At 68.5% G+C, this 9,696-nt stretch carries 9 protein-coding genes and 1 pseudogene; 5 read left to right on the top strand and 5 right to left on the bottom strand.

What is annotated here, in order from left to right; all coding sequences use genetic code 11:
- The coding region (locus BN11_RS11645) for an IS110 family transposase (protein WP_048697875.1) at positions 1 to 307 on the bottom strand (307 nt) is incomplete at its 3' end.
- A 297-nt stretch (positions 308 to 604) separates the two neighbouring features.
- Positions 605 to 1,084, bottom strand: coding sequence for a DMT family transporter (locus BN11_RS11650; protein ID WP_048697877.1), 480 nt, complete (start codon positions 1,082 to 1,084; stop codon positions 605 to 607).
- 476 nt (positions 1,085 to 1,560) lie between these two features.
- On the opposite strand from BN11_RS11650, the gene BN11_RS11655 reads away from it, so the two are divergent.
- From BN11_RS11655 to BN11_RS11675, 5 genes and pseudogenes are all read left to right on the top strand, one after another.
- Entirely contained in the window at positions 1,561 to 2,532 is a 972-nt protein-coding gene (locus BN11_RS11655; protein WP_048697880.1) for a phosphate ABC transporter substrate-binding protein PstS family protein, read from the top strand.
- Between the two features lie 106 nt (positions 2,533 to 2,638).
- Positions 2,639 to 3,532 carry a phosphate ABC transporter permease subunit PstC gene (gene pstC / locus BN11_RS11660; RefSeq protein WP_048701321.1) on the top strand — a complete coding sequence of 298 codons (894 nt, stop codon included), beginning with the start codon at positions 2,639 to 2,641 and terminating at the stop codon, positions 3,530 to 3,532.
- The gene (pstA, locus tag BN11_RS11665) at positions 3,532 to 4,437 is read left to right on the top strand and encodes a phosphate ABC transporter permease PstA (RefSeq protein ID WP_048697883.1); all 906 of its coding nucleotides are present in this window, start codon (positions 3,532 to 3,534) and stop codon (positions 4,435 to 4,437) included. Before pstC ends, pstA begins: the two co-directional genes overlap by 1 nt.
- A gap of 131 nt (positions 4,438 to 4,568) precedes the next feature.
- Complete coding sequence (pstB, locus tag BN11_RS11670) at positions 4,569 to 5,369, top strand: phosphate ABC transporter ATP-binding protein PstB (protein WP_235435605.1); 801 nt, start codon at positions 4,569 to 4,571, stop codon at positions 5,367 to 5,369.
- Positions 5,370 to 5,686: 317 nt separating this feature from the next.
- A pseudogene (locus tag BN11_RS11675) lies at positions 5,687 to 6,196 on the top strand (phosphate ABC transporter ATP-binding protein); the annotation flags it as partial.
- A 30-nt stretch (positions 6,197 to 6,226) separates the two neighbouring features.
- Here BN11_RS11675 and BN11_RS11680 read toward each other — a convergent pair.
- The 3 genes from BN11_RS11680 to BN11_RS11690 all read right to left on the bottom strand — a co-directional run.
- Complete coding sequence (locus tag BN11_RS11680; RefSeq protein ID WP_048697886.1) at positions 6,227 to 7,168, bottom strand: NUDIX hydrolase; 942 nt, start codon at positions 7,166 to 7,168, stop codon at positions 6,227 to 6,229.
- 8 nt (positions 7,169 to 7,176) lie between these two features.
- Complete coding sequence (locus BN11_RS11685; RefSeq protein ID WP_053084085.1) at positions 7,177 to 9,450, bottom strand: RNA degradosome polyphosphate kinase; 2,274 nt, start codon at positions 9,448 to 9,450, stop codon at positions 7,177 to 7,179.
- A partial coding sequence (locus tag BN11_RS11690) for a GNAT family N-acetyltransferase (RefSeq protein ID WP_157044372.1) occupies positions 9,447 to 9,696 on the bottom strand: 250 nt, incomplete at its 5' end. The genes BN11_RS11690 and BN11_RS11685, both read right to left, overlap by 4 nt.

A 9,696-nucleotide genomic window follows, 5' to 3' on the forward strand; every position in this document is an offset into this window, starting at 1 on the left:
TGTCGTCCTTGCCGCGTTTGCGGCGGTCGGCCTTGTCGCCAGCCGTGACTTCGAGGACCTCGATCCCGGCTTGGTCGAGGTGGCGCATAACCCCGGCCCCGTAGGAGCCGGTGCACTCGATGCCGACCCGGGCGATGTCGCCGTGGGTGCGCATCCACCGCAGCATTGCCCGGTACCCGGCGCGGGTGGTGGAGAATGCCTCGGTCGCGATGACCCGGTCGTGGGCATCGACGACCGCGGCTACGTGCAGGTCCTTGTGGGTGTCGACGCCGCCGATCACGATCGGCGACGTGGCTGTGTCCGTCATGGCGTGTTGGTCCTTCCTGCTCGATGACAACAACGGGTTGTTGCCCTCGGCCGAACCAGACACCTGGACACGACAGTAATGAGACGGGAACCGTCAGGCCCTTCTTCAGTCACATGGATCCGGCGAGACCGCGGGCCTCGCCGGAGGTGTTCCCGAGCAACCGACAAGTCCGGGGAATGACACCTTGCGGGGTCGATCGGAGTGTGGGTCAGGATGCTGCGAGAACACCTCCGACACCACGGTAACCCCCAGGGTCGATCGGCGTGTGAGTCACGAAGCCCGGGAACACCTTGGCCCTCACAGTCTTACTGTCAGAGTGATGCCCAGAGCGTCCCCGGTGACGCCGGGGGTGAAGACAACCAGCAATACCCCCATCACGGCGACGGCGACGGACATCAAGGAGGCGGCGGCGATCCGCTCACGGAGCAGGAGAGCAGCCAACCCCATGATCAGGATCGGTTCGGTCGCCCAGAGCAGGACCGAGAGGCTGGCCGTGATGCTCGTCAGACCGAACAGCGCCAAGGCGTAGGCGGTGCCCGGGTTGAGCACCCCGAGCAGGGCGAGCTTGCCCAGGGTCGGGGACCACCGGGGACGGGCTCCAACGGTCAGGGCTCCCAGACCAAGCAGCGACGAGCTGGCCGCGAGTTCGACCGCGAGGAGGGCCATGGGTGAGACGCCACGGTCTAGCACGAGCTTGCTCAGCACCGTGCCACCGCCCCAGCACGCGGTGGCGAGAATGACGAGGACGGCATGACGGGACGCGCTGGCTTCGGGCATGGCAGGACTCCGAGTGAAACTGCGAAGGGGAAGGGAGCTGACGGGTCATCCGTCAGCGTGCGGAGCACTCGCCGTCACAGCAGTCGTAGCCGGGCACGCGGCGCCGCAGTACGGCGCGCCGCAGATTGCCCATCCGGTGATAGTAGCCACGGCCGCCAACCCAGCACCACGCCTGGAACCAACCGGGAGCAGAGTGACAGCCGGACCCTCGTGAGTCCAGCCAGGGTCTAGCCCTCATGGGGCAGCCGGCGCGAGGAAGCGCTGTGGGAGGTGGTTCAGGTCCGACGCTTCGTGGTCCGCCGCGGGTCGCAGTCACGATGTCGCTTTGGCTTGACCAACCGTGGGTGCGTTCGTCGACGGTCGTTCATTCTGCGTTCACGCCGTGATGGACGACCGGACACGTGGCCTCTCTAGCGTCCGGATCGTCGGGCACAGAAGCCCGTCCCCATGACCCTGTCCTCCGAGAGGTACACACAGTGAAGACCAAGCGTTTCGGTGCCACCGCCGCGATCGCCCTCGCCGGCTCCCTCGCCCTCAGCGCGTGTGGCGGCCAGCAGGCCGACTCCGGCGCCACGGGATCGTCCAGCGGCGACGCGGCCCTGAGCGGGAGCATCGCGTCCGACGGCTCCAGCACCGTCGGCCCCCTCACCTCCGCCGCCGCCGAGCTGTTCATGACCGAGAACACCGGGGTGAACATCACCGTCGGGACCTCCGGTACCGGTGGTGGCTTCAAGAAGTTCTGCGAGGGCCAGACCCAGATCTCCAACGCCTCGCGTCCGATCAAGGACGAGGAGAAGGCCGCCTGCGACGCCAAGGGCATCGAGTACCAGGAGATCGTCGTCGCCAACGACGCCCTGACCGTCGTGGTCAACAAGGAGAACACCTTCCTCGAGTGCCTCACCACCGAGGAGCTGAAGACCCTCTGGGGCCCCGAGGCCACCGGCAAGGTCACCACCTGGAACCAGGTCAACCCCAAGTTCCCCGCCGAGAAGATCAAGCTCTACGGCCCGGGTACCGACTCCGGCACCTTCGACTACTTCACCGACGAGATCAACGGCGAGGAGGGTGCCTCGCGCACCGACTACGAGCCCTCCGAGGATGACAACGTCATCGTCCAGGGCGTCTCCGGCGACAAGAACGCCCTCGGGTACTTCGGCTACACGTACTTCGAGGAGAACGAGAGCACCCTCAAGGCCGTCAAGGTCGACAACGGCAAGGGCTGCGTGGCGCCGAGCGCCGACACCGCCCGCGACGGCTCCTACGCCCCGCTCTCCCGCCCGCTCTTCATCTACGTCGACAAGAAGGCCTTCGCCTCGAACGCGGCGCTGAAGGCCTTCATCACCTACTACATCGAGAACGACGCGAAGGTCGCCGAGGCCGCCAAGTACGTCGCCCTCAGCGACGAGCAGAAGAAGACCGCCCAGGACGAGCTCGCCTCGCTCGGCTGAGCCACCCACCCCACCCCAGGAGTCCATCCTCGTGTCACAGCTGAGTGCCGGCGCAGGCACCTCGACCCCGTCGAGGGGCCTGCGCCCGTCCCCGGACCGCCCCTCCTTGACATCGAGCTCGCCGCGCCGGCTCGAGAAGGCCGCCTACGGCTTCCTCGTCCTCGCGGCGGGGGTCTCGGTGCTCACGACGGTGGGCATCGTGGTCTCGCTCGCGCTCCCCGCCTTCCAGTTCTTCCGGGAGGTCGGTGTCGGCGAGTACCTCACGGGGACCTCGTGGACGCCCCGCTTCACGGAGAAGAGCTACGGGGTGCTGCCGCTGATCACCGGCACGCTGTGGACGACCGCCATCGCGCTCGCCGTCTGCATCCCCCTCGGCCTCGGGGCGGCGATCTACCTCTCGGAGTACGCATCCACCAAGGTCCGCAAGACGTTCAAGCCGGTGCTCGAGCTGCTGGCCGGTGTGCCGTCCGTGGTCTACGGCCTCTTCGCCGTGACCTTCGTCGGCCCGGTCGTGCTCAAGCAGTGGTTCGGGATCGAGGTCCAGACCTTCTCGGTGCTCGCCGCCGGCCTCGTGCTCGGCGTCATGATCATCCCGACCGTCGCCTCGCTCGCGGAGGACGCGATGTCGGCGGTGCCCCGGTCCCTGCGTGAGGCCTCGTACGGCCTCGGCGCCAACCGGATGCGCACGGTCCTGCGCGTCGTCTTCCCCGCCGCCGTCTCGGGCATCGCCGCCTCGATCGTCCTCGCCCTCAGCCGGGCGGTCGGCGAGACGATGATCGTGACGATGGCCAGCGGGAGCCAGGCGAAGATCGTGACCGACCCGCTGGAGGGCGGCCAGACGATGACCGGCTTCATCGCCTCGGCGGCCCTCGGCGACAGCGTCCAGGGGTCCCTGCAGTACAACACCCTCTTCGCCGTGGGCATCACCCTCTTCGTCCTGACGCTGATCATCAACCTCATCAGCATCCGACTCGTCAACCGCTTCCGGGAGATCTACTGATGACCGCCCTCACCGCCGACCGGGTCGGCCCGCCCAAGCCGCTCGCCACCGCAGCGCACGGTGAGAAGGGCCTTCGCTCGATGGCCTTCCTGATCGCCCTCTGGCTCTGCCTGGCGTTCGGCATCCTCGTCCTCGCCGTCCTCCTCGTCACGACGTTCCTCGACGGACGCGAGCGGATGGACTCGGGCCTGTTCACGAACTACACGTCCCAGATCGCTCCCGAGACCGCCGGGGCCCGCGCCGCCATCCTCGGCACCGCGTGGGTCATCCTCACCACGGCCCTGATGGCCATTCCCATCGGCGTCGCGGCCGCTTCCTACCTCGAGGAGTTCGCCTCCCGCACGAGCCGATTCGCCCGGTTCGTCGAGCTGAACGTGCAGAACCTCGCCGCCGTCCCGGCGATCATCTACGGAATGCTCGCGGCCGCCGCCGCCGTGGCCGTCGGCATCCCCCGCAACACCGTGATCGCCGGGGGCATCGCCCTCGCGCTGCTGATCCTCCCGGTCGTCATCGTCGCGACCCGCGAGGCGCTGCGGGCCGTGCCGCAGGAGATCCGCCAGGCCTCGCTCGCCCTCGGGGCCAGCCCGATGCAGACGCTGTCGCGTCAGACCCTGCCGGCCGCCGTGCCGGGCATCGCCACCGGCACCATCCTCGCCCTCTCCCGGGCGATGGGAGAGGCGGCGCCCCTCCTGCTGCTCGGAGGTCTGGTGTTCGTCAAGTTCGACCCCAACGGCTTCCTCAGTGGCTTCACGACGATGCCCATCCAGATCTTCGACTGGGCCGCTCGCTCCCAGGTCGAGTTCCAGCAGCTCGCCGCATCCGCGAGCATCCTGCTGCTCGTCCTGGTCATCGTCCTCAACGGCCTGGCCATCGTCATCCGCAACAAGTACTCGGCGGCCCGATGAGCGACCCCGGACACCCCGTCGACCTGTCGGCCCTCGCCGCCGACGACCCGAACCCCCACGCAGGAGACCCCACCGTGAACACCACCGCCACCGTGACGACCCGCACTCCGGAAGCCATCCAGGCCGGCCGGATCGACCCCGTCGAGCGCCCTCGAGCGGTCCTCGGCTGCACGGACGTCAGCGTCTACTACGGCGACTTCCGCGCCGTCAACGAGGTCACGATGGACATCGGCGTCCACGAGATCACCGCCCTCATCGGCCCCTCGGGCTGCGGGAAGTCCACGGTCCTGCGCTCGCTGAACCGGATGAACGACCTCATCCCGGGCACGCGGGTGACAGGCACCATCTCGTACCACGGGCAGGACATCTACGCCAAGGACGTCGACCCCATCGAGGTCCGCCGTCGCATCGGGATGGTCTTCCAGAAGCCGAACCCGTTCCCCAAGTCCATCTACGACAACGTCGCCTACGGCCCGAAGGTCACCGGCATGAAGACGTCGAACATGGACGACGTCGTCGAGGAGAGCCTGCGGGGCGCGGCCCTCTGGGACGAGGTCAAGGACAAGCTCAAGCAGTCCGCCTACGGGCTCTCCGGTGGCCAGCAGCAGCGCCTGTGCATCGCCCGGACCATCGCGGTCAAGCCCGAGGTGATCCTCATGGACGAGCCGTGCTCGGCCCTGGACCCCATCGCCACGGCCCGGATCGAGGACCTGATGATGGAGCTCAAGAAGGACTACACGATCGTCATCGTCACGCACAACATGCAGCAGGCGGCCCGCGTCGCCGACCGCACGGCCTTCTTCACCGCCGAGGCGGCCGAGGGCAACGGCGACCGCACGGGTCACCTCGTCGAGTTCGACCTCACCTCGAAGATCTTCAGCAACCCGGGTGACAACCGCACGGAGGACTACATCTCCGGCCGCTTCGGCTGACCGACCCAGGACGAGAGCATGTCGCTCCCAGACCGGTCAGGCTTCGCAAAGGTCCTCCGGCGGGACCGCGCCGGAATGGGTCGGGGTCGCCGCCCGCGTGGCTATGGCCCTGCGGCCGAGCGCTGGACGGACAGTGACACCCAGGCACTTTCGGCGTGGGCTCAGCTCCGGGAGAGGACGGTTGCGTCCGGACAAGATGCGGGATCAGCGGAAGGCGCGGTGACGCGGGCAGTCCGCTGGCTGCGCGGCAGCTACCCGCCAGACCTAGGGCCTCACGGCCACATCGTGCTTCTCGCCCTGCTACCGCGGAAGCGGCGCTCTTCCAGCGGCTCAACCCGTTCCCGACGATGACGATCCGCGACAATGTCGCGGCCGGTCTGAAGCTCAACGGTCTCAAGGACAAGAAGAAGCTGGATGAGGTCGTCGAGAAGTCGCTCAAGGGCGCCAACCTCTGGAACGAGGTCAAGGACCGGCTCGACAAGCCCGGTGCCGGCCTGTCCGGTGGCCAGCAGCAGCGGTTGTGCATCGCCCGCGCCATCGCCGTCTCGCCGCAGGTGCTCCTGATGGACGAGCCGTGCTCGGCCCTGGACCCCATCTCCACGCTCGCGATCGAGGACCTGATCAACGAGCTCAAGGAGAAGTACACGATCGTCATCGTGACCCACAACATGCAGCAGGCAGCTCGGGTCTCGGACCAGACGGCCTTCTTCAATCTCAAGGCCACCGGCCAGCCGGGTCAGCTCATCGAGGTCGACACCACCCACAAGATCTTCAACAACCCGTCCGAGAAGGCCACCGAGGACTACATCTCCGGCCGCTTCGGCTAAGCCGCCAACTCAGCAGAGGTTCCTTGGGCTTCAGGGGGCGTAGCGCTCGGCGGCGACGATGCGGGCGGCCTGGCCGGTGCCGCTGACATGGGCGACGATCAGTTCGCCCTTCTCCATCCCGTTGGCGGCTGCCTCGTCATACAGCGCCCGCACGTCGGGGGTGGCTCCGTGGTCGCGCAGCCGTTCGAGCAGGGCGGGCAGCAGCGGCCGGTGGGTGCAGATCGCCGCCGGCTTGCCGCGCCGGATCTCCTTGTCCACCAAAGCAATCGCTTTCTTGGGCGTTTTTTCGAACTTCTCCTCGGTCAGCGCCTCTCGCAGCTTCACCTGGGTGGCGGTGGCACGGGCATACGGCGCGAGAGTGTCGCGGCAGCGGGTGCTGGAACTGCTCACCACGCGCAGCGGGCCGTATGCCGCGAGCAGCGGCACGAGCGCCTGCGCGCGGGCCCGCCCGCGGGCGTCGAGGGGACGCAACCAGTCCTTCTGCGCCCACTTGGAGCGGGGCAAGGCGGTGGCGTGCCGCACGATGATCAGTGGCCAGGTGTCGAGTTCGCCGGCGCGGTGCATCGCCACGAGGGCGAGCAGCTGGTCCTGGTCGCGGGCGTAGTCGAGGCGGTTGTGCGCCTCGGTCGGCCCGAGCCACGCGATCTCGTCGATCTCGTTGACGAGGGTCCCCGTCGCATCGGTCACGGTCGCCGCCCAGTAGCTCACCTCTTTGGTGGCATAGGTGTGGTCGCGATCGAAGATCTGGTAGCGGGCCTCCGGCAGTGGCCGGCCGAGGCGGACGGTGTGGGCCGACTCCTCGTGCGTCTCACGGGCGGCCGCGACGGCCGCCTCCTCGCCCGGGTCGAGCTTGCCCTTCGCCCACGACCAGTCGTCATAGCGTGGCCGGTGGACGAGCAGCACCTGGAGTTCGCCGTCGACGACGCGCCAGGGGATCGTCCCTGCCGCTGGGACCGCCCGGAGGGCTGGCATGGGGGCTCCTATCGGCTCGCCTTGCGGCGCCGCTTGGCATAGAACGCGATCAGGTCGCTCTGCAGGTCATCGAGGGGGGTGCCGTCGGGGCCGCGGTGATGGCGCACCCAGCGGCCGTCGGCGCCGAGCTTCCAGTGCGCGTAGCGGTCGCTCATGCCGCGGTCGAAAAGCGCCCGGACCTCCTGGCTGTGCCGCGGCCCGAGTTCGACGAGCGCCTCGACCCGGCGGTCGAGGTTGCGGTGCATCATGTCGGCGCTGCCGATGAAGGTCACCGGTTCGCCGCCGCCGCCGAAGGTGAACACGCGGGAGTGTTCGAGGAAGCGGCCGAGGATCGAGCGGACCTCGATGTTCTCCGACAGCCCCTCGACACCGGGGCGCAGGGCGCAGATGCCGCGGACCCAGACCTGCACCCGCACACCCGCCTGCGAGGCCCGGTAGAGGGCGTCGATCAACTGCTCGTCGACGATCGAGTTGACCTTGATGCCGATGCGGCCGCCGCGGCCCTCCTCAGCGTGGTCGATCTCGGCCTCGATGAGGTCGATCAGCCCGCTGCGGACGGTGCGGGGGGCGACGAGCAGACGCGTGAAGCGGCTGCGCGGTGCCAGCCCCGACAACTGGTTGAACAGCCGGGTCAGGTCTTCACCGACCGCGGGGTCGCACGTGAGCAGGCCCAAATCCTCATACAGCCGAGCGGTCTTGGGGTTGTAGTTGCCGGTGCCGATATGGCAGTAGCGGCGCAGCCCCTCGGTCTCCTGGCGGACGACGAGCGAGAGCTTGCAGTGGGTCTTCAGTCCGACGATGCCATAGACGACGTGCACCCCGGCCTGCTCGAGTTTGCGGGCCCAGGAGATGTTGTTCTCCTCGTCGAAGCGGGCCTTGATCTCCACCAGCGCGAGGACCTGCTTGCCGGCGTCGGCGGCGTCGATGAGGGCGTCGATGATGGGGGAGTCACCCGAGGTGCGATAGAGCGTCTGCTTGATCGCGAGCACCTGCGGGTCGGCGGCGGCCTGCTCGATGAAGCTTTGGACGGACGTGGAGAAGCTGTCGTAGGGGTGGTGCAGCAGGATGTCCTGCTTGCGGATGCTCGCGAAGACGTCCCGGGGTTTGGCCGACTCGGTCGGCGCCAGTTCGGCGTTGGTGCGGGGCACGAAGCGGGAGTAGTGCAGGTCGGAACGGTCGACGTCGGCGATGATGTGCAGGGCGCGCAGGTCGAGGGGCGCCGGCAGCTGATAGACCTCGCTGGGGTGGACGCCGAGCTCGCGCACGAGCAGTTCGAGGACGTGTCCGTCCATCGTCTCGTCGACCTCGAGCCGCACGGGCGGGCCGAAGCGGCGGCGGGTGAGTTCCTTCTCCAGAGCTGTGAGGAGGTTCTCGGCGTCGTCCTCCTCGACCTCCAGGTCCTCGTTGCGGGTGACGCGGAAGGTGAAGCTCGCGACGACGTCCATGCCGGGGAAGAGTTGCTCGAGATGCGCCGAGATGAGGTCCTCGAGCGGCACGAACCGGGTGTGGAAGAGCTCGTCGACGGTGACTTCGTCGCCGGCCTCGACCTGCACCAGCCGGGGCAGCATCTCGGGCACCTTGACGCGGGCGAAGTGCTCCTTGCCGGTCTTGGGGTTGACCAGGACGACGGCGAGGTTGAGGGAGAGCCCGGAGATATAGGGGAACGGGTGCGCCGGGTCGACGGCCAGCGGCGTCAGGACGGGAAAGATGTTGGCGGTGAACAGGTCCGCCAGGCGGTCGTGCTCGGGCTCGGACAGCTGATCCCACCGCACGATCGAGATGCCCTCGGCCTCCAGGTCGGGGCGGACGTGGTCGTGGAAGATCCGCGACTGCGCCGCCAGCAGGTCGGTGCTGACGCTCGAGACCTTCTCGAGGACCTCCCGCGGCTCCAGCCCCGATGCCGAGCGCACCGCGATGCCGGTGGCGATGCGGCGCTTGAGCCCGGCCACCCGCACCATGAAGAACTCGTCGAGATTGGAGGAGAAGATCGCGAGGAAGCGGGCCCGCTCGAGCAGGGGGATGTCGGGGTCGGCGGCCAGCTGCAGGACGCGCTCGTTGAACTGCAGCCACGACACCTCGCGGTCGAGGAACCGGTCGTCCGGTAACCCGGTGTCGCTTGGGAAGCCGCCCGGCATGCGGATGAAGCGGCCGTTCGGGGCGCGCCGGGGCATGCGGGTGTGGGCGGTGGCGGCGACGGTGATGTCTCGTAGCGGGCCGCCGTCGATCTCGGGCCCGGTGCCGGCCGGTTCCCCGATCGTCGGATGCTCAGCGGGCGCGGTCATGGCTCCATCTTGGCAGCCGCCGGAACGCGTCGGTACTGCGCGTGCACTTCCAGGTCGGTGAACCCGAGCCGCCGGTAGGTGCGCAGCGCGCGGTCGTTGTCGCCGTCGACATAGAGGACGACGGCCCGCAGGCCGCGCCGGGCCAGATGGGCCAGGCCGGCAGCGGTCAGCGGCACCGCCAGGCCGCGCCCGTGGTATGCCGGGTCGACCGCCACCACATACACCTCACCCGCGGCGGGGGGGGGG

The sequence above is a fragment of the Nostocoides australiense Ben110 genome, from assembly GCF_001050535.1.
Taxonomy (GTDB): domain Bacteria; phylum Actinomycetota; class Actinomycetes; order Actinomycetales; family Dermatophilaceae; genus Nostocoides_A; species Nostocoides_A australiense.

Bases quoted from the DNA above. Each gene is read 5' to 3' on its own strand.
- BN11_RS11680 (WP_048697886.1), bottom strand. From the start codon at position 7,168: ATGCCAGCCCTCCGGGCGGTCCCAGCGGCAGGGACGATCCCCTGGCGC.
- pstA (WP_048697883.1), top strand. From the start codon at position 3,532: ATGACCGCCCTCACCGCCGACCGGGTCGGCCCGCCCAAGCCGCTCGCC.
- BN11_RS11650 (WP_048697877.1), bottom strand. From the start codon at position 1,084: ATGCCCGAAGCCAGCGCGTCCCGTCATGCCGTCCTCGTCATTCTCGCC.
- BN11_RS11685 (WP_053084085.1), bottom strand. From the start codon at position 9,450: ATGACCGCGCCCGCTGAGCATCCGACGATCGGGGAACCGGCCGGCACC.